This window comes from Kitasatospora sp. NPDC127060, assembly GCF_042724935.1.
GTDB lineage: Bacteria > Actinomycetota > Actinomycetes > Streptomycetales > Streptomycetaceae > Kitasatospora.
Genome location: NZ_JBHXEG010000030.1, coordinates 19,563 through 39,247, shown reverse-complemented (window position 1 = coordinate 39,247; position 19,685 = coordinate 19,563). Strand labels below are relative to the sequence as shown.

Sequence of the window (19,685 nt, the reverse complement as noted above, 5' to 3'; positions counted from 1 at the left end):
CCCCGCAACCGCCGGGCCCGCCGCACCCCCCACCACACACGCAGCCGCGACCCCCACGGCCACGACCCGCCTGGCCCACATCCAGCGGTTCCCCACCCGATCCCCCACCCACACAACAGCTCGAACTACCTCGTGTACGGGTTGCCCCCCGGCGGAACCGGCGGAGCCCCAGCACCCACCGGCTGCTGCGGAGGGACAGCTGTCCTCCGCCTCCGCACCACGGCGAACACCACCCCGGCCACCACCAGCAGACCGGCCACCACCCCACCCACGATCGGCAGCGCACTACCCGACCCGGACGACGCCTCCGCCTTCGGCTGCGCCGTCGGCGCGCCGACCGCCACGTCGCTCGGACTGTCGGCAGGACTCGGCGCAGACGACGCGGGAGCCGAAGAACTCGTGGGCATGGAGGGGCGCGCCGAGGGAACAGGATCCGCCACCGGAACCGGAGACACCTCCGCCGGACCGGGATCCCCCGGATCCGTCAGCGCAACCCGGGGACGCACACCTCCGTATCCGACATCGTTGTTGCGAGCGGACCCGTCAGTCGGCTTCCCTGCAGTGTTGATGAGAACTCGGAGGATCTGATTCGCGCTCCAGTCCTTGTGCACCGACCAAACCAACGCCGCCGCCGCAGACACCAAGGCGGCCGCGTCGGACGTCCCATGACTCTTGCAGTACCCGGTATCAGCAGTACAGGCCGCAATGATGTCCACGCCGGGCGCGGCAAGGACCACCTGCGGCCCCTGCTCGGATTCAGATGTTGCGACGGCATCGTGATCAAGAGCCCCGACGCCAACGACATTGGGCAGACCACCGGGGTAGGAGACAGGGTTTCCCGACTGCGCCTCGTTCCCAACGCTCGCCACGACCAGGGACCCCTTCGCCCTCGCCTGGGCAATGATCTTCTTCAGCTTGTCGACGTCATCCGGAGCAAATCGAACTTCATCCAGGCCCTGCGAGATGTTGATGACCTTGGCGCCTTGGTCAACCGCATAATTAACGGCCTGACCGATCTGATCGAGGAAGTCGGTCGGCGAAATCGCCGAAGCCGAGCCATTGTTGATCTTCAGGGGAAGGATCTTGGCTCCTGGAGCCAGGCCGTACGCACCTGTCCCTCCGACGCTCCTCCCGGTCCCAGCGATCAGACTCGACATCTCCGTACCGTGCCCGTCGGCGTAGGCCCCCACGCCACCGGAGCCACCGCTGAAATCCTTTCCTGGCAGGAACTGCCCCGCGAGATCGGGGTGATCCAGTTTGAATCCACCGTCAATGACCGCAACAGTGATCCCCTGCCCCTTGGAGATCTTCCACATCTCCGGCGCGTGCATGGCATCCAGATGCCACTGCTTCTCACGGATCGATCCCTCTGCCGCCGCAGGCGCTGTCATCGGGCCGACTACGGCTCCCACCGCCAGAAACGCCGCAATTGCAGCTCGGCAATGCGCTCGCGCGTCCATCCGCCCCATCCCAACTCCTCATCAGTCTCCCCGCAGACCGGGAAAGCATGTCCGAACAGACCTGCCCGGCCGCTGAGCTGGCCCAGCGACCGGGCAGACTCGGCGTTCTACTCAATCACGTCCGGATTGCTGTGCGGCGTACCACTGGTCCAGGTCTCCTCGTCCTCGTGCAGGTAGTCCGCACGGTCGCGGCGGTCGCGCTCCTTCCGGCTGCCGTGACCGCCGGCACCCGGGGCCATCATGCCGTTCTGGCCGGACCGGGCGCCGCCCTCGGCCGCTTCTGCCGCGGCCGCACGGTTGCGCAGACCCGTACCGCCCGGGGTGAACTCCCCCCCTGCCGAGGGCCCCTTGCGGCCGCCGACCGTACCGCCAGCGGTCGAGGTCAGGCCCCGGCCGCGCGAACCGCCGGTGCCGCCGACGACGCCGTGGCCGCCGCCCATGCCCGGGTGCATGCCGCCCATGGACGGTCCGCCGGCCCGGCCTCCGCCGGGCGCGCCCTCACGGCCGAAGACCGTTCCGCTCGGCAGGCCCGGGGTGCCGGACTTGCCGGGGATCGGGCTACCGCCGAAGGGGCCCGTGCGGAGCGGCACCGAGCTGCCCCCCTTGCCGGGGATGCTGCCGATGCCCCTGGTGGGAACGGGACCGCCACCGGGCCCGCCCGGGAAGCCGGTGATCGGGCCGCCGCCGGGAAGTCCGGGCAGTCCTCCTCGGCCATCGGGCCCGCCCGGGTAGCCGGGGTTTCCGCCGGGGCCACTCGGCAGCCCAGGACTGCTGCCAGGACCGACCGGGGTGGTCTGGTCCGGCAGGGTCGGGATGCTGTCGAGGCCGGTGCCCGGGCGGGTGACCGGGTCCGACGGGTGGGACGGCGGGACCGGGGTGCCCGGGTCCTGCGGCGGGGGCGGTAGCTGGCCTCCGCCGTACGGCGGTGTCGGGCCGGGGTGGGTCGGGTTGGACGGGTCCTGCCGGCCCGTTCCCGGATCGCGTTGCCGCATGGTGGCCCCGTCGTAGGAGCCCACGGACGGGTTGTAGCTTCCGCTGGTCCCGCTTCCCCCTGTCCGAGGAGCACGCAGGGACCCTGCGTAACCACCGGTGGTGCTCCCCTCGTCGCGGGAGATCGCGGTGGAATCGTTCTGGTTCGCCTCGGGCGTCCCCGGCAGCACCACGTTGTCGCCGAGCCCGGTCAGCGTGGTCGTCGCTGCGGCGTAAGCCTCACCCAGCTTCTCCATCTGCCGGATGGCTTCCTGGTGCGCGTCGTAGAGTTCCTTCGTTCCGGCCATCGCCTGGGTCTCGGAGACCCAGTTCGGGTTCTTGCGCTTCATGGCCGCATCGATGTCCGCCGTGGACGGGCCGTTCGGATACCAGCCGACCGTCTGCATCTGCCTGACTACCTCAGGATCAGGAGCCGCCTGCATCTTCCGCCCGTTCACCCACTTGAGGGCGTCCGGCGGCACCGGCGGCATGGCAGCCTTGGCCGTGCTGAGTGCCTCACCGGCCTGATTCATGGCGTTGCCCGCGCCAACCGAGTAAGCGCCGAGCTTCTCGGCGGACTGCTGCAGGTTCCCGGCCCACGTCTTGAAGTTCTCCGCAGCGTGGCCTTCCCAGGTGACCTTGGAGAGGTGCGATTTGAGCGCCTCGCTCAGCTCCTTCAGAACGCCGCCGGCCTGCTGCAGTTTCGCGGCGCGGCTCAGAACCGTCTTGGGGTCGGTTCCGTTGACCATGTTCAGAAGTACTTCATGGTCCATGCCTTCGAACTTCGACTGGACTGCCACTATTTTCTCCCCGTTCCCCGTGAACCGTCTCCGCCGACCGTCGTCAGTAGCCCTCGATGCCGGACCGCTTCGGCCTCGGGCCGTTCACTCCGGTCAGACCCGCACTCTGCGCGACCGCGTTCTGATCGGCTGTCGCGTTGTCCTCGTTGGTCGAGTAGTTGTGCGCCGTGGACGTGACCGCGCTCTGCATCGCCTTGATCTGGGACGTGAAGTCCTTGTGCAGCTTGACGAGCTGGGTATGGACCTTCTCGTAGGTCGAGGACAGCGCGACTGCTTCCACGAACTGGTGAGCCTGGCCCCCACTGACGAAGCTCTTCTGGGACACCTTCTGCGCCTCGAGCTGGTACGGCGCGGCCTCCGAGCCCTCCATCGCTGCGAGCAGAGCCTCGATCTTCTTGGCGAACTCTGTGAGGGTGTCGATCTCGACCTTGACGTCCTGCTTGCCGAAGGCCGCCACCAGATCGCCGGCGCTCACGTTCGTCTGCACGGTGCTGACGACAGGGGCGAGATTGACCCCGTGCCCCCAAGGCAACGGGATCGTCGGCCCGTCCAACACGAACGGCGTCGAGTCCGGCGAACCCGGCGGGTTCGTCCCCGCGGCCGGCGTACTCGGATCCGTCACAGCAATCCACCTCTCCCCCGTACGGCCGGCGCGCCCCGGGCGTCTCCTGGGGCCCGCCGTGCCACAACACACCGTCAACTTCTGCGTCTTACCGTCTTGGTCGGTCAGACCGCCCGCCCTGTGGGCGGTCTGCGCCCCTGTCATCGTAGCCACCGCCCCTGTCGGCCGGGCAGGGCCCTTGGGCTGCCCGGGCTCGATCGGTACGAACTTGACACGTACGGTCCGCGCCCCGGGCCGCTGGGTAGACTGACCCGGTACGCCCCATCTGCCGCGCAATGTCGCACAGCAGCGACCCGAGGCCGCGGAACGGACGTGACGAGACATGCCGACCCCTACCCCCTGGTGGGCCCGTGCCGTGCGGCCGGTGAGGCCGCCGGTGCCGGTGGTGTTGATGGTGCGGGCGGCGGTGGGCATGGCGGTGCCGCTGGCGGTGGGGTTGTGGGCGCACCGGTTGGATCTGGGGGTGTTCGCCGGGCTGGGGGCGATGCACGCGACGATGAACGACCGGCTGGAGCCGGTGCGGTTGCAGGCGGCCCGGATCGGGTCGGCGGTGGCGGCTTCGGCGCTGGGGATGCTGGCCGGTACGGCGTTGCAGCACGCTCATGCGGATGTGCTGGTGCTCGGTGCGGGGTTGACCCTGACGGCGTTCGTGTCGGGGGCGTTGAGTGCGACGGGTCCGCGGGGGTCGGCGGCCGGGATGCTGTTGCTGGTGTCGGCGGCGTTGGGCAGCGGGATGCCGCTGCCGGGCCCGTGGTGGGCGGCGGCGCCGATGATGCTGATGGGGGCCGCGTTCGTCGTGCTGTTGGGTCTGCCCGGCCGTGCGGCCGAGCCGAGCCGTCGGGCGCTGGCCGCCGTGTACGAGGCGCTCGGCCGCACTCTGGGCGACCTGGGCACCGCCCGGGGTGCGGAGTCCCGCCGGGCGCTGACGACCAGCCTGAACCGGTTGCAGGACCTGCTTCCCGAGCAGCACCGGACCGGGACGGCCCTGCGCCCGATGTACGAGGCGGCGCTGGCCGCCACCGAGGCCGCGACCGGCCTGCTGTGGGCCCGGCGCCCGGTGCCGCCGGAGGTGGCCGAGGTCGCGAACCGGTTGGCGCGGGCCGTGCGGCAGGGCGGCGGCGAGGTGACGGTGCCCGACTGGTGGCCGGACACCCCGGCCCGTCAGGCGCTGGACGTGGCGTTGCGCGCCGCCGCCGACACCGTGGCCGGGCGCGAGACCCGCCTCGGCACCGCCCCCGCGCCCCCGCCCGACCCCTGGCGGCTGAGGGGCCGACTGTGGCGGGGCCCGTCGGTCCGGTACGGCCTGCGGGTCGCGCTGTGCATCGCGGTGGGCTCGGCGGTCACCGCCAACTACCCGCTCAGCAAGAGCTACTGGGTGCCGATGACGATCGCGTTCGTGCTGAAGCCGGACTTGGGTTCGGTGTTCCTGCGCGCGGTGAGCCGCGCGGTCGGCACGGTGCTGGGCGTGGTGGTGACGGCGGCGCTGCTGTCGCTGACCACCCAGGAGTGGGCGCTGACCGCGGTGGCGGCCGGCTGCGTCGCCCTGCTGCCGTACGTGACGGCGGCGCACTACGGGCTGAACACGGTGGCGATGACGCCGATGGCGCTGGTGCTGCTGCAGTTGGGCGGGCAGTCGGGCGCGGCCGAGTTCTGGCCGCGGGTGCTGGATTCCGTGCTGGCGAGTGTGATCGTGCTGCTCTTCGGCTACCTGCTGTGGCCGGAGCGCCCGCGCCACCGGATCGAGCCCCGGCTGGTCGCCGCGACGACCGCCCTGCGCGCCTACCTGGACGCCACCACCGGGAACGGCGGCGCCCAGGCCCAGGTCTGGCTGCGCCGTACGGCCTACCGGTCGTTGGCGGACGCCCGGCAGGAGGTGCGGCAGGGCCTGGCCGAGCCGCCGCCCACCGGCCGGCTGGCCGAGCAGTGGCTGCCGGCCACCGCCGCGCTGGAGCGGCTCGGCGGCGCGGTGGCGGCGTTCGCCGCGCAGATCCGGTACGGCGGCCGGGTGCCCGACCCCACCGAGACCGAGCGGGTCCGCCGGGCGCTGGACGAACTGACCGCCGCCGCCCGGGAGCACCGCCCGCCGACCAGGCCGGCGGCCCGGCCGGACGCACCGCACGACCCGGCGCTCAGCGCGCTGGGCCGTGCGGCGGACGAGCTGGAACTGCTGCTCAGGAAGCCGTAGTCCCGAACTCCCGCCAATGAAGCCGTAGCCCAGAACGCCGCAACCCCGAACTCCCGCTCAAGAACGAGCAGTTCAGACCTGTTCGGCCAGCTCCAGCCAGCTCATCTCCAGCTCCTCCTTCTCCTCCCGGACGGCCCGCAGCTGCCCGTCCAGCTCGGCGACCTTGGAGAAGTCGGCGGCGTGCTCGGCGAGTTGGGCGTGCAGCTTGGACTCCTTCTCGTCCAGCTTGGCGATCTGCCGCTCGATCTTCTGCATCTCCTTCTTCGCCGCCCGCAGGTCACCGCCGGACAGCGCCGGGGCACCGGCCTCCTCGGCCACCGGAGCGCCGGCGGAGCCGGACGGGGAGGAGGCGGGAGCAGCCGTGGCCGCCATCCGCGCCCGCCGCTCCAGGTACTCGTCCACCCCGCCGGGCAGCATCCGCATCTTCTTGTCCCCGAGCAGCGCGTGGACGACGTCGGTGGTGCGCTCGATGAAGAACCGGTCGTGGCTGATGACGACCATCGATCCGGGCCAGCCGTCGAGCAGGTCCTCCAGCTGGTTGAGGGTCTCGATGTCCAGGTCGTTGGTGGGCTCGTCGAGGAACAGCACGTTGGGCTCGTCCATCAGCAGCCGCAGCAGCTGGAGCCGGCGCCGCTCGCCGCCGGAGAGGTCGCCGACGGGCGTCCACTGCTTGTCCTTGCCGAAGCCGAACTGCTCGCACAGCTGGCCGGCGCTCATCTCGCGGCCCTTGCCGAGGTCGACCCGCGAGCGGACCTGCTCGACGGCCTGCAGCACCCGGATCTCCGGGTCCAGTTCGGCGATCTCCTGGGACAGGTAGGCCAGTCGTACGGTCTTGCCGACCTTGACCACGCCCGAGAAGGGCTGCACGTCGCCCTCGGAGGCGTACGCGTCCCGGAGCGCCCGCAGCAGCGAGGTCTTGCCGGCGCCGTTGACGCCGAGCAGGCCGATCCGGTCGCCGGGGCCGAGCTGCCAGGTGAGGTTCTCGAGCAGCAGCTTGGGGCCGGCCTTGACGGTGACGTTCTCCAGGTCGAAGACGGTCTTGCCGAGCCGGGCGTTGGCGAACTTCATCAGCTCGCTCTTGTCGCGGGGGTCCGGCACGTCGGCGATCAGGGCGTTGGCGGCCTCGATCCGGTAGCGCGGCTTGGAGGTGCGGGCGGGGGCGCCGCGGCGCAGCCAGGCGAGCTCCTTGCGGGCGAGGTTCTGGCGCTTCTGCTCCTCGACGGCCTCGATCCGGGAGCGCTCGGCGCGGGCGAAGACGTAGTCGGAGTAGCCGCCTTCGTACTCGTGCACCTCGCCGTGCTGGACGTCCCACATCCGGGTGCAGACCTGGTCGAGGAACCACCGGTCGTGGGTGACGCAGACCAGTGCGGAGCGGCGCTTCTGGAGGTGCTGGGCGAGCCAGTTGATGCCCTCGACGTCGAGGTGGTTGGTGGGCTCGTCGAGGATGACCAGCTCGGGGGAGCCGAGCAGCAGCTTGGCGAGGGCGATCCGGCGGCGCTCACCACCGGAGAGCGGGCCGATGACGGTGTCCAGGCCGTCGGCGAAGCCGGGCAGGTCGAGGCCGCCGAAGAGGCCTTCGATGATGTCGCGGATCCGGGCGTCGCCGAGCCACTCGTGGTCGGCGCGGCCGGCGATGACCTCGTGCCGGATGGTGGCCTCGGGGTCGAGCGAGTCGTGCTGGGTGAGGACGGCCGGTTCGAGGCCGCCGCTCCAGGTGATCCGGCCGCGGTCGGGCTCCTCCAGCTTGGCGAGCATCCGGATCAGGGTGGTCTTGCCGTCGCCGTTGCGGCCGACGACGCCGATCCGGTCGCCCTCGCTCACGCCCAGGCTCACCGCGTCGAGCAGGGTGCGGGTGCCGTAGACCTTCGTGACGGACTCGATGGTGGCGAGGTTGACGGCCACGTGTGCTGCGCTCCTGGGTTCGGCGGTCGGGGCGGGCCCAGCCCGCCCCTCTCTCGGGGACGCCCCGATCACCCCAGCCTAATGGGCTGGCCGCAACACCCCCGCCGCACGAGCGGCACCCTCGCCCCGCAAGCGCACCCTCACCGGGCGAGACGCCCCGCGAGTGGCCCCCTCGTCGAGCGAGAGGCCCCTGGCCCCTGGCCCCTGAACCTCCCTAGACCACCGACGCCCCCGGCACCGGCCCGTACGTGGCGTGCGCGGCCCGGCAGGTGCCGGAGGCCAGCAGTGCCGCGGCGACGGCGGTGGCCGCCTCGGCGTCCTTGGCCAGGAAGGCGCAGGTCGGCCCGGAGCCGGAGACCAGGGCGCCGAGCGCGCCGGCCTCGGTGCCGGCCCGCAGGGTGGCGGCCAGTGCGGGGCGCAGCGAGAGCGCGGCGGGCTGGAGGTCGTTGGTGAGCGCGGCGGCCAGGGCGACGGCGTCGCCTTCGGCGAGGGCGGCGAGCAGCGCCCGGTCGGCGTCGGGCGTGGGCACCTGGACGTCGCTGGAGCCGGTGCCGGCCTCCTCCCGGAGCCGGTCGCACTCGCGGAAGACGGCGGGGGTGGAGAGTCCGCCGTCGGCGACCGCGAAGACCCAGTGGAAGGTGCCCTCGGTCGGCAGCGGCGCGAGGATCTCGCCCCGGCCGCGGCCCAGCGCGACGCCGCCGAGCAGGGCGAACGGCACGTCGGAGCCGAGTTCGGCGGCGAGGTCGAGCAGCACCGGGAGGGGGGTGTCCAACTGCCACAGCGCGTCGCAGGCGACCAGTGCGGCGGCGCCGTCGGCGCTGCCGCCGGCCATGCCGCCGGCGACCGGGATGGCCTTGGCGATGTGCAGGTGCACGCCGGGGTCGGCGATGCCGTGGTGGGCGGCGAGCAGCCGGGCGGCGCGGGCGGCGAGGTTGCTGTCGTCCAGCGGGACGGCGTCGGCGTCCGGCCCGGAGCAGCTCAGCGTGACGCCCTCGCCGGGGGTCGCGGTGACCTCGTCACCCAGCGCGACCGCGAAGAAGACGTTGGCCAGGTCGTGGAAGCCGTCGGCGCGCAGGCCGCCGACCCCCAGCTGGACGTTGACCTTGGCCGGTACCCGTACGGTGATCACTCACTGTCCTTCGCGGGCTTGTGCTCGGCGATCGCGGCGAACTGTTCCACGGTCAGCATCTCGCCGCGCAGCTTGTGGTCGATGCCGGCGGCCGCGAGCGCCTGCTCGGCCCCGGCGGCGGAGCCCGCCCAGCCGGCCAGTGCGGCGCGCAGGGTCTTGCGGCGCTGGGCGAACGCGGCGTCGACCACCGCGAACACCTCGGTCCGGCTGGCGGTGGTCTTCGGCGGCTCTCGGCGGACCAGCGAGACCAGTCCGGAGTCGACGTTGGGGGCGGGCCAGAACACGTTCCGGCCGATGGCGCCGGCCCGCTTCACCTCGGCGTACCAGTTGGCCTTGACCGACGGGACGCCGTACACCTTGTTGCCCGGCTTGGCGGCGAGCCGGTCGGCGACCTCGCTCTGCACCATCACCAGGGTCCGCTCGATGCTGGGGAAGGTCGCCAGCATGTGCAGCAGGACGGGCACGGCCACGTTGTACGGCAGGTTGGCGACCAGTGCGGTGGGCGCCGGGCCGGGCAGCTCGGTGACCTCCATGGCGTCGCTGAACACCAGGTCGAAGGCGTCGGCCTTGCCGGGCATCCGGGCCGCGACGGTGTCCGGCAGGTGCTGGGCGAGCACCGGGTCGATCTCGACCGCGGTGACGTGCCGGGCCACCTCCAGCAGCGCCAGGGTGAGCGAGCCGAGGCCGGGCCCGACCTCCACCACGGCGTCCTGCTCCGTCACCTCGGCGGCCCGGACGATCCGCCGTACGGTGTTGCCGTCGATGACGAAGTTCTGCCCGCGCTGCTTGGTCGGCTTCACGCCGAACGCGGCCGCCAGCTCGCGGATGTCGGCGGCGCCCAGCAGGTGGCTGTCAGGGGTGGGGTCGGTGGTGCTCACGCGCCAAGGATACGGGCGCACGGGGTGCCGCCCGGACGCGCCGATCCCGATGTCACGCCTCAGTAGCCGAAGGCCCGCGCCGTGTTCGCCGCGATCGCCGCCGACAGCTCGTCCTCGTGCAGCCCGAGGGTGGCGGCCATCGAGCGGACCGTGACCGGGATCAGGTAGGGCGCGTTGGGCCGCCCCCGGTACGGGTGCGGGGTGAGGAAGGGCGCGTCGGTCTCGACCAGGATCCGGTCGAGCGGGGTGGCGAGGAGGGCGTCGCGCAGCGGCTGGTTGGCCTTGAAGGTGACCGGTCCGGCGAAGGAGAGGTACCAGCCGTGCTCGGCGCAGACCTTCGCCATCGCGGCGTCGCCGGAGTAGCAGTGGAAGACGGTCCGCTCCGGGGCGCCCTCGGCCAGCAGGACGGCGATGACGTCCTCGTGGGCGTCGCGGTCGTGGATGACCAGCGCCTTGCCGTGCCGCTTGGCCATCTCGATGTGGCGGCGGAACGACTCCTTCTGGATCTCCACCCCCTCCGGGCCGGTGCGGAAGTAGTCCAGTCCGGTCTCGCCGACGGCGCGGACCTGCGGCAGGGCGGCCAGCGCGTCGATCTCGGCGAGCGCCTCGTCCAGCGCCGCCTGCCCGCCCGCGCGCCGCTGCTGGCCGGACCAGCCGTCGGCGTCGCCGAGGAAGATCCGCGGCGCCTCGTTGGGGTGCAGGGCGACGGCCGCGTGCACCTGCTCGTACTGCGCCGCCAGCTCGGCGGCCCAGCGCGAGCCGGGCACGTCGCAGCCCACCTGGACGACCGTGCCGACGCCGACCGAGGCGGCCCGGGCGAGCCCCTCGGCCGGGCTGCCGGCCTGCATGTCGAGGTGGGTGTGCGAGTCGGCCACCGCCACGGCCAGGGGTTCCGGCAGCGGCGGCGGGGTCGACCGGTCGTCGTCCTTCTTGGCCATCAGGAGGCGGGCTTCTCTTCGAGGCGCGGGAACAGGATCTCGCCCTTGGTGACGGTGGCACCGGCGGGCAGCCGGCCCCAGTCACCGGCGGTGGCGACGCGCTGGTCGGCGAGCGAGCCGAGGCCCTCGGCGGCACCCAGCGAGGTCCACAGCTTCTCGGCGGTGGACGGCATCACCGGGTTGAGCAGCACGGCGGTGCCGCGCAGCGCCTCGGCGGCGGTGTAGAGGATGGTGGCCAGGCGGGCCTGCCCCTGCTCGGACTCGTCCTTGGCGACCTTCCACGGCTCCTGGGTGGTGAGGTAGCCGTTGACCTGCTTGACGAACTCGAAGATCGCCGCGAGGCCGCCGGCGAAGTCCAGCTCCTCGCCGATCTTCGCGTCGGCGGCGGCGACGGCCGCGGCCAGCCCGTCCGCGACGGCCTGCTCGGCCTCGCCCGCGGCGGTGGCGGCCGGCAGCGCCCCGCCGAAGTACTTGCCGACCATCGCGGCGACCCGGGAGGCCAGGTTGCCGAAGTCGTTGGCCAGCTCGGAGGTGTAGCGGGCGGTGAAGTCCTCCCAGGAGAACGAGCCGTCCGTGCCGAACGGGATCGCGCGCAGGAAGTAGTAGCGGTAGGCGTCCACGCCGAAGTGCGAGGTGAGGTCGGTGGGCGCGATGCCGGTCAGGTTGGACTTGGACATCTTCTCGCCACCGACCATCAGCCAGCCGTTGGCGACGACCCGCTTGGGCAGCGGCAGGCCCGCGGCCATCAGCATGGCCGGCCAGATCACCGCGTGGAAGCGCAGGATGTCCTTGCCGACGAGGTGGACGGAGGCCGGCCACAGCTCGGCGAAGCGCTCCGGGTCGCTGCCGTAGCCGGCCGCGGTGATGTAGTTCTGCAGCGCGTCCACCCAGACGTAGAGGACGTGCTTCTCGTCCCACGGCAGCGGCACGCCCCAGTTGAAGGTGGAGCGGGAGATCGAGAGGTCCTTGAGGTCCTGCTCGACGAAGCGCAGCACCTCGTTGCGGGCCGAGGCCGGCTGGATGAAGTCGGGGTTGGCGGCGTAGAACTCCAGCAGCCGCTCGCCGTAGGCGGACAGCCGGAAGAAGTAGTTCTCCTCCTCCAGCCACTCGACCGGCTTCTTGTGGACGGAGCAGAGCTTCTCGTCCTCGGTGGCGCCGTCGAGCAGTTCGGCGGGGAGCTTGAACTCCTCGCAGCCGACGCAGTACGGGCCGGAGTAGCCGCCCTTGTAGATCTCGCCCTTGTCGAACAGGTCCTGGACGAACTCCTGCACCCGGGCGGTGTGCCGCTCCTCGGTGGTGCGGATGAAGTCGTCGTTGGCGATCTCCAGGTGCCGCCAGAGCGGCTTCCAGGCCTCCTCGACCAGCTTGTCGCACCACTCCTGCGGGCTGACGCCGTTGGCCTCGGCGGTCCGCATGATCTTCTGACCGTGCTCGTCGGTGCCGGTCAGGTACCACACCTTCTCGCCGCGCTGGCGGTGCCAGCGGGTGAGGACGTCGCCCGCCACGGTGGTGTACGCGTGGCCCAGGTGGGGACGGTCGTTGACGTAGTAGATCGGAGTGGAAACGTAGAACGCCGGGGCGCTCGCCCCGGTGGTGCTGTGGTCTGCAGTGGCCGCCATGGTCGGAAAGCTTAGTCGGGCCCGAACACACCCTTGAACCGAATAACCCGGGGGCGCCCGCACGACCCCCGGACGAACCGGGGGCGCCCGCACGACCCCCGGACGAACCGGGGCCGCCCGCCGCACTGCTCGCGGCGGGCGGCCCCGGCTGCGCTCCCCGGGCCGGCGGTCAGCCCAGCAGCCGCGACCAGAACCGGGCCCAGCGTCCGCGCGGCCGGGTGGGTTCGGACACCGGGGGCGCCCCGGCCGGCTCGGCGTGCGCCGGGTAGCCGGGAGCGTGCTGCCAGGGCTGGTCGGCGGAGGCCACCCGGCCCTCGCGCATGATCCGGACGGTGTGGCCACCGCAGCCCGGGCAGGTCGGCTTGAGCAACGGGGACGGCACCCGGACGCCGTTGGCGTGGTACTCGAACACGGTGTGGCCGTCCTTGGCCGTGTGGTGCTCGATGTCGTACGCCTGCTCCCAGCCGTACCCGCAGCGGAGGCAGGCGAAGGAGTAGGCCTCCCGTACGGTCTCGACGGGAGTGTGCGCCCGCCCCGCCAGGCCGGGGGCGCTCAGCGCGTTGCCACTGCGGGGGCTACCGATCGTGTCGCTCATAGCCGTCTCCCAGTGCCCGTCGGGCGCTCGCCCGGCTGGGTCTTTCCATTCCAGCAAATGCCCGGACCGCTCCGCCCGACGCCCTTCTTGTGAAGACTTGGATGCGGGTTGGGGAGTCCTATACGAAAGGCCTCCCGGGGCCACGTGAACGCGGCCGAACCTTCAGCTCAGCGGGCGTTTAGCCGGGCCTTCACTCCAAGGTACGACTCCCCGCCCGCCACGCAACCCCCGGAATTCACCCCTTTTTCAGAGCCTCGCCGGAAGCGTCCTTCTTGGCCGCCACCACCGCGTCGAAGACGTCCCGCTTGGGCACGGACAGTTCGACCGCGACCGCCGCGATGGCCTCCTTGCGCCGCTCCCCGGCCTCCTCCCGGACGGCCACCAGCCGGGCCAGCTCGGCCGGGGTCAGCTCCTGGGGCGCGGCCGGCGGGGCGCCCGCGACCACGACGGTGATCTCGCCCTTGACGCCGTCCGCCGCCCAGGCCGCCAGCTCGCCGATCGGCCCGCGCTTGACCTCCTCGTAGGTCTTGGTGAGCTCCCGGCACACCGCGGCCGGCCGCTCCGGTCCGAAGGCCTCGGCCATCGCGGCCAGCGCGTCGGCGATCCGGTGCGGGGCCTCGAAGAAGACCATGGTGCGCGGCTCGGCGGCGACCGAGGCCAGCTGCCGGGCCCGGTCGCCGGTCTTGCGCGGCAGGAAGCCCTCGAAGGTGAAGCGGTCGACCGGCAGGCCGGACAGCGCGAGCGCGGTGAGCACGGCGGACGGCCCGGGCACCGCGGTGACCTTCACCTCCGCCTCGACGGCCGCCGCCACCAGCCGGTAGCCGGGGTCGGAGACCGAGGGCATCCCGGCGTCGGTGACCAGCAGCACCCGGGCGCCGCCGAGCAGCGCCTCGACCAGCTCGGGGGTGCGGCCGACCTCGTTGCCCTCGAAGTAGGAGACGACCCGCCCCGCCGGTGTCACCCCGAGCGCCTGGGTGAGCCGGCGCAGCCGCCGGGTGTCCTCGGCCGCGATCACGTCGGCCGTGGCCAGTTCGGTGACCAGCCGGGGCGGGGCGTCCGAGACGTCGCCGATGGGGGTGCCTGCGAGAACGAGTACTCCTGTCACGGGCCCCATCCTTGCAGTTCCGCGCCGCCGGGGCTTTTGGTGACGATTCGGGCAGCTTGCGAGGGACCGCTCACACGTACGAGGAGCGCCCCTACGATGTGGCGGATGAACGGCGACACGGCGGCGCAGGCGCCCACTGGTACGGACCACTCCGCGCAGGGCGGTGCCGGCCTGCCGTCCCCCCGCTCACCCGGATCAACCGGATCACCGCTGGACTGGCGGCAGCGCCTGGCCGGGTTCGGCTACCACCCCCGCCCGGCCGGCACCCTCACCGAACGCCTGGTGCCGCCGATGCCGGACGGCCCCCGGGTGACGCCGCCGGACGTCCCGCAGTCCCCGCTGCTGCTGCGCCTGGGCCTGCGGCTGCCGCAGGACCTCTGGTACTTCCTGTGCCGCTGGTCCGGCTGGCTGGGCCCGATCGCGGTGGCGGTCTTCGCCGGACTGCTGCGGTTCACCGACCTCGGCCAGCCGAACGCGATCATCTTCGACGAGACGTACTACGCCAAGGACGCCTACGCGCTCTGGCACGGCGGCTACGAGATCAACTGGCCGGAGGACGCCAACACGACGCTCATGACGCCGGGCGCGACCGTCCCCTACCGCCCGATGGCGTCGTACGTGGTGCACCCGCCGGTCGGCAAGTGGATCATCGGCGCCGGCGAGCAGCTGTTCGGCATGCACCCCTTCGGCTGGCGGTTCTCGGTGGCCCTGCTCGGCACCCTGTCGGTGCTGATGCTGGCCCGGATCGCCCGCCGGATGTTCCGCTCCACCCTGCTGGGCTGCGTGGCCGGCCTGCTGCTCTCGGTGGACGGCCTGCACCTGGTGCTCAGCCGGACGGCGCTGCTCGACCTGGTGGTGATGTTCTGGATGCTCGCCGCCTTCGGCTTCCTGCTGCTGGACCGCGACCGCACCCGGGCCCGGCTGGCCGCCCGGCTGGGCGGGGTGGAGGACCCGCTGCTGGCCCAGCGGCTCAACCTGGGCTGGCGCCCGTACCGGATCGCGGCCGGCGTCTGCGTCGGCCTGACCTGCGCCACCAAGTGGAGCGGCCTGTACGTCGCGGCGGCCTTCGGCGTGCTGACGGTGCTCTGGGACGTCGGCGCCCGCCGGCTGGCCGGCGCCCCGCGGCCGTACCTGGCGGTGCTGGCCCGGGACGTGGTGCCCGCCTTCGTGTCGGTCGTCGTGGTCTCGGTGGCCGTCTACCTGGCCTCCTGGTGGGGCTGGTTCGCCAGCAGCAACGCGCCCGGCCGGGGCGGCTGGGGCCGGGACTGGGCGGTCGGCCGCACCACCGACTACCCGTGGATACCCGAGGGCCTGCGCGCCCTGTGGCACTACCACTCGACGGTCTACGAGTTCCACACCCACCTGACCGATCCGCACACCTACCAGTCCAACCCGTGGTCCTGGCTGGTGCTGGGCCGCCCGGTCTCCTTCTACTACGAGTCCCCCAAGCTCGGCCAGAACGGCTGCACCGTCGCCGACTGCGCCCGCGAGGTGCTGGGCATCGGCACCCCGCTGCTGTGGTGGACGGGCGTGCTGGCGCTGGTCTACTGCCTGTGGCGGTGGGCGTTCCGCCGGGACTGGCGGGCCGGCGCGCTGCTGTGCGGCCTGGCCGCCGGCTACCTGCCGTGGTTCCTCTACCAGCAGCGGACGATCTTCCTCTTCTACGCGGTGGTGTTCGTCCCGTTCCTGGTGCTCGCCGTGACGATGCTGATCGGTGCCCTGATCGGGCCGCCCGGCGCCTCCCGGGACCGCCGGATCATCGGGTCGGCGGCGGCCGGGCTGCTGGTGCTGCTGATCGTCTGGAACTTCCTGTACTTCTTCCCGCTGTTCACCGGCCAGACCATCCCGCTGCAGGACTGGCGCTCCCGGATGTGGTTCAACAGCTGGATCTGAGGCCGCGGCCGGGTGGGCGGACCACCTGCACACGCTTCCCGCGAATCGTCCGTACCCGGTCCACGACACGTACCAGATCCGTCACAAGTCCCCGGCCTTTCGTCGGCGGACCGATCGGCCCTGCCTAGGGTGGGAGGCGTACCGCGTTTCCGGCCCCGCCGGTTGCGCCCGGCCGCGATACCCCTGGGGGCTCAGCACCATGCGCAGTGGCGCGAAGATCGGCATCATCACCGGCGTGTCCATCGCCGTCCTCGCGGGCGGCGGCTACGGGGCCTACAGCCTGATGGGCTCGGACTCCGGGTCCTCCGGCGACAAGAAGCCCCGCACGGTGGTGGCCGAACCGCCCTCGGCCGATCAGGCCGCGGCCGGTGCGAAGGACTTCCTGGCGGCCTGGGCCTCCGGCGACATCGCCAAGGCGGCCTCGCTGACGGACGACCCGGCGGCGGCCACCACCGCGCTCACCGCCTTCAAGGACCAGGTGAAGCCGAGCGCGCTGACCCTCGCTCCGGCCGGTCCGGCCACCCCGCAGGCCTTCGCCTCGGCCACCGGCACCCCGGCCCCGGCCAAGCCCGGCGGCGCGGCCCCGGCCACCCCGTCCGCGACCGGCACCCCCGGCGCCACCGACTCGCCGTCCGCCGCCGCCACCGGGCCCACCGGCGTGCTGATGGGCTTCAAGGCCCGCGCCGAGTTCGAGGGCACCAGCCGGGTCTGGGACTACAACGGCTTCCTCGGCGTCGTGAAGATGAGCGACAACACCCCGGCCGTGCACTGGGCCCCCTCGGTGATCCACCCCCACCTGTCCGGCAACGAGACCATCGCCACCCAGCAGGTCTTCGCCCCGCCGTCCACCGTGGTGGACCGCAACGGCAAGCCGCTGCAGGGCGCCTCGCTCACCCCCGCGCTGATGGCCACTCTGCAGGACAACGCCCACAAGCTGCTGCCGCCGGACCCGAACAAGGACAAGGACGCGGGCAGCGCGGTGGTGATCACCGACCCGTCCGGCAAGACCGCCGCGGACAAGCTGTTCACCATCGTCGAACCCAAGCCCGGCCAGCCGTTCAAGGTGACCATCGACAACACCCTCCAGGCCGCCGCCGAGAAGGCGATGACCGACCTGGGCGGCAAGCAGGGCTCGATCGTCGCCATCGAGCCGAGCACCGGCCAGGTACTGGCCTTCGCCAACGCCCCGGCCACCGGCCAGAACCGGGCCTTCACCGGCCTGCTCGCCCCCGGCTCGACGATGAAGATCGTCACCTCGACGGCCCTGCTGGAGGCCGGGCTCACCCCGGACTCCACGGTGGCCTGCCCGGAGAAGAGCAGCAACCCGGTCGCGATCCCGAACGACTTCCCCGGTGCCTTCCCGGACAACACGCTCCAGAAGGACTTCATGGTGTCCTGCAACACCGCCTTCATCAACCAGGGCCTGACCAGCCTCAAGCCCGAGACGCTGTCCGGCACCGCCAAGGACGTGTACGGCATCGGCCTGGAGTGGAAGACCGGTCTGCCGAACGCCGACGGCAAGATCCCGGCGACCCCGGGCAGCAAGGACGAGCAGGCGATGAACTACATCGGCCAGGGCAAGGTCCAGATGAACCCGCTGGCCATCGCCTCGATCACGGCGACCGTCCAGAGCGGCGGGTTCAAGCAGCCCGTCCTGGTCGCCGGCCTGCCGCAGCAGCAGGCGGCCCGGCAGATCTCGCCGGACGTCGCCGCCAAGCTGCGCGCGATGATGAACGCCACCGCCGTCGGCGGCACGGCCAGCCAGGTGATGGCCGGGATCACCGACAACGCGGGCGCCAAGACCGGCTCCGCCGAGGTCCAGGGCGCCTCCACCACCAACAGCTGGTTCACCGCCTTCCGCGGCAACCTGGCGGTCGCCGCCGAGGTCCAGGGCGGCGGCCACGGCGTCGACGCGGCGGGCCCGGCGGTCGCCTCGCTGCTCAAGACCGGCAACAAGTAGCCCGGGTACACCCATCGCCCCGAGCGCCCCGAAGAGGCGGGCGGGCGAACGACGGAGCCCGTTCCGCCGCCCCGGCGGAGCGGGCTCCCCGCGTCCTCGGCCCGGCTCAGCCCCCGGCCCGGCTCAGCCCCTCGGCAGGGCCGGTTCCGGCGCGTCCGGCGCGGGCCTCGGCGGCGCCGGGCGGCGGCTGCTCCAGCGCCGGGCGGCCAGCCGGGGCCAGATCACCAGCACGGCCGGCAGCGCCAGGTACCCGAACCGCCCGGCCGGGGCGAGCGTGAAGGCGATCGCGAGCCCGGCGGCCAGCAGGTCGGCGGCGGCGATCGCGGAGACCGGCGGCCGGGCCAGCAGCCAGATCGCCACCCCGACCAGGGCCATGGTCATCAGCGCCAGCGAGACGGTGTGCCCGGTCGGCCCGAAGCCGGCCAGCACCTTGCCGGGCAGCGGGCTGCCGGCCGGGGTGCGGATCGCGGTCATCCCTAGCGGGAAGCGCACCACCTGGTCGCGCAGCGCCTGCGGCTGGGTCAGCACGGACGGCAGCAGCACCGCCGCGCTCACCCCGACCCCGATCAGCGCGGTGCGGGCGGCGGGCCGGCGGCCGTACAGCCGCCACAGCAGCAGGACAGCCACCGGCAGGGCCGGCCAGGCGGTCCACTTGAGGCTGCAGGCGAGGGCGAGCACCAGTCCGGCGGCGACCGTGCGGTCCCGCTCGGCGAGCGCCATGGCCAGGCAGCAGACCCCGATCAGCGGCAGGTCGACCCCGCCGACCACCAGGGCGAGCGCTATCAGCGGCGAGGCGGTGAGGACGGCCAGCGGCAGCAGCGGGGCGCGGTCCCTGGAGGGCCGCAGCAGCCGCCAGGCGGCCAGCAGACAGACGACGAAGGTGAGGGCGAACCAGATCCGGGCGTCCCCGGCGACCCGGGCGAACGCGGTGGAGCCGCCGAGCAGCTGGCGGGGCAGTCCGAACAGGGACATCGCCGGGAGGTATGGGTTGTAGTCGGTGACCACCACCGGGTGCGGGAGGTAGACGTCACCGGTGGTGAGCAGCAGGTGGGCCGAGCGTTCGACCACCATGACCTCGGACTGGTGGCGCCCGGTGACGGCGAGCAGTCCGAGCGGCGCCAGGACGGCCCCGAGCAGGGCGACCACGGCGGCGGCCTCGGCCGCGAAGCGGCGCGGCAGGGTGAGGCAGAGCAGCCCGGCCACCACGTAGGCGGGGGCCGCGACGAGACCCCACAGCCGCTGGTTGGCCAGGTCGGAGACGAGCGGGAAGGCCGCGGCCCAGCCGGCCGCGATCAGACAGCCGAGCAGCTGCACCCAGCGCAGCGAGGCGAGCCGGGCGGGATTCCACCGATCGAGCGTGGGCGGGAAGGTGCTCTCACCACGCTGCCGGGGGAACGGGCGGGGCGTGGCGACCCCCGCCGGTGGCCCGGGTCTGGCCGGAAGTTCGGTGCTGATGGTCGGGGCCGGCGTTCTGGCGCGGCCGGTGAAGCGGCCGCGCGGGCGGGAGAAGCCGGGCGTGCGGGTGCTCACCATGGTGGAAGGTTATGGCGGCCAACCGGGCCCTGTCGCCATCGCCTCGGGCCCCGTTCGGCACGCTACGCGCGTAGGGCCGCCGGGTGTCGTACCGGGC

Annotated in this window: 14 protein-coding genes; 3 read left to right on the top strand and 11 right to left on the bottom strand. The window is 72.6% G+C overall.

Going from position 1 to position 19,685, the window contains the following annotated elements; genetic code table 11:
* Positions 1-125 precede the first annotated feature (125 nt).
* The 3 genes from ACFWIS_RS18570 to ACFWIS_RS18560 all read right to left on the bottom strand — a co-directional run bounded on the left by ACFWIS_RS18570 (position 126) and on the right by ACFWIS_RS18560 (position 3,851).
* Positions 126-1,469, bottom strand: coding sequence for a S8 family serine peptidase (locus ACFWIS_RS18570; RefSeq protein ID WP_380457216.1), 1,344 nt, complete (start codon positions 1,467-1,469; stop codon positions 126-128).
* 98 nt (positions 1,470-1,567) lie between these two features.
* Positions 1,568-3,202, bottom strand: a complete 1,635-nt coding sequence (locus ACFWIS_RS18565; protein ID WP_380457215.1) for a WXG100 family type VII secretion target — start codon at positions 3,200-3,202, stop codon at positions 1,568-1,570.
* A gap of 70 nt (positions 3,203-3,272) precedes the next feature.
* Positions 3,273-3,851 (bottom strand): hypothetical protein, encoded by a 579-nt coding sequence (locus tag ACFWIS_RS18560; protein ID WP_380457214.1) that lies wholly within the window; start codon positions 3,849-3,851, stop codon positions 3,273-3,275.
* Between the two features lie 322 nt (positions 3,852-4,173).
* Here ACFWIS_RS18560 and ACFWIS_RS18555 point away from each other — a divergent pair, with 322 nt between their 5' ends.
* Positions 4,174-6,036 (top strand): FUSC family protein, encoded by a 1,863-nt coding sequence (locus ACFWIS_RS18555; protein ID WP_380457213.1) that lies wholly within the window; start codon positions 4,174-4,176, stop codon positions 6,034-6,036.
* Between the two features lie 72 nt (positions 6,037-6,108).
* Here the strand turns inward: ACFWIS_RS18555 and ACFWIS_RS18550 are convergent, their stop codons facing one another.
* The 7 genes from ACFWIS_RS18550 to rsmI form a co-directional block, all read right to left on the bottom strand.
* Positions 6,109-7,938 carry an ABC-F family ATP-binding cassette domain-containing protein gene (locus ACFWIS_RS18550; protein WP_380457212.1) on the bottom strand — a complete coding sequence of 610 codons (1,830 nt, stop codon included), beginning with the start codon at positions 7,936-7,938 and terminating at the stop codon, positions 6,109-6,111.
* Positions 7,939-8,152: 214 nt separating this feature from the next.
* Positions 8,153-9,067 (bottom strand): 4-(cytidine 5'-diphospho)-2-C-methyl-D-erythritol kinase, encoded by a 915-nt coding sequence (locus tag ACFWIS_RS18545; RefSeq protein ID WP_380457210.1) that lies wholly within the window; start codon positions 9,065-9,067, stop codon positions 8,153-8,155.
* Positions 9,064-9,945 carry a 16S rRNA (adenine(1518)-N(6)/adenine(1519)-N(6))-dimethyltransferase RsmA gene (gene rsmA, locus ACFWIS_RS18540; protein WP_380457208.1) on the bottom strand — a complete coding sequence of 294 codons (882 nt, stop codon included), beginning with the start codon at positions 9,943-9,945 and terminating at the stop codon, positions 9,064-9,066. The genes ACFWIS_RS18545 and rsmA overlap by 4 nt, the downstream gene beginning before the upstream one ends.
* 59 nt (positions 9,946-10,004) lie before the next feature.
* Positions 10,005-10,883, bottom strand: a complete 879-nt coding sequence (locus ACFWIS_RS18535; RefSeq protein WP_380457206.1) for a TatD family hydrolase — start codon at positions 10,881-10,883, stop codon at positions 10,005-10,007.
* The gene (metG, locus tag ACFWIS_RS18530) at positions 10,883-12,502 is read right to left on the bottom strand and encodes a methionine--tRNA ligase (RefSeq protein WP_380457204.1); all 1,620 of its coding nucleotides are present in this window, start codon (positions 12,500-12,502) and stop codon (positions 10,883-10,885) included. Before metG ends, ACFWIS_RS18535 begins: the two co-directional genes overlap by 1 nt.
* A 169-nt stretch (positions 12,503-12,671) precedes the next feature.
* Positions 12,672-13,097, bottom strand: coding sequence for a hypothetical protein (locus tag ACFWIS_RS18525; protein ID WP_380457202.1), 426 nt, complete (start codon positions 13,095-13,097; stop codon positions 12,672-12,674).
* A 235-nt stretch (positions 13,098-13,332) separates the two neighbouring features.
* Complete coding sequence (gene rsmI / locus ACFWIS_RS18520) at positions 13,333-14,202, bottom strand: 16S rRNA (cytidine(1402)-2'-O)-methyltransferase (protein ID WP_380457200.1); 870 nt, start codon at positions 14,200-14,202, stop codon at positions 13,333-13,335.
* A 96-nt stretch (positions 14,203-14,298) separates the two neighbouring features.
* On the opposite strand from rsmI, the gene ACFWIS_RS18515 reads away from it, so the two are divergent.
* Positions 14,299-16,095 carry a dolichyl-phosphate-mannose--protein mannosyltransferase gene (locus ACFWIS_RS18515; protein ID WP_380457198.1) on the top strand — a complete coding sequence of 599 codons (1,797 nt, stop codon included), beginning with the start codon at positions 14,299-14,301 and terminating at the stop codon, positions 16,093-16,095.
* Positions 16,096-16,294: 199 nt separating this feature from the next.
* Positions 16,295-18,055 carry a penicillin-binding transpeptidase domain-containing protein gene (locus ACFWIS_RS18510; protein WP_380457196.1) on the top strand — a complete coding sequence of 587 codons (1,761 nt, stop codon included), beginning with the start codon at positions 16,295-16,297 and terminating at the stop codon, positions 18,053-18,055.
* Positions 18,056-18,178: 123 nt separating this feature from the next.
* Here the strand turns inward: ACFWIS_RS18510 and ACFWIS_RS18505 are convergent, their stop codons facing one another.
* Positions 18,179-19,588 carry a glycosyltransferase 87 family protein gene (locus ACFWIS_RS18505; protein ID WP_380457194.1) on the bottom strand — a complete coding sequence of 470 codons (1,410 nt, stop codon included), beginning with the start codon at positions 19,586-19,588 and terminating at the stop codon, positions 18,179-18,181.
* Positions 19,589-19,685: the final 97 nt, after the last annotated feature.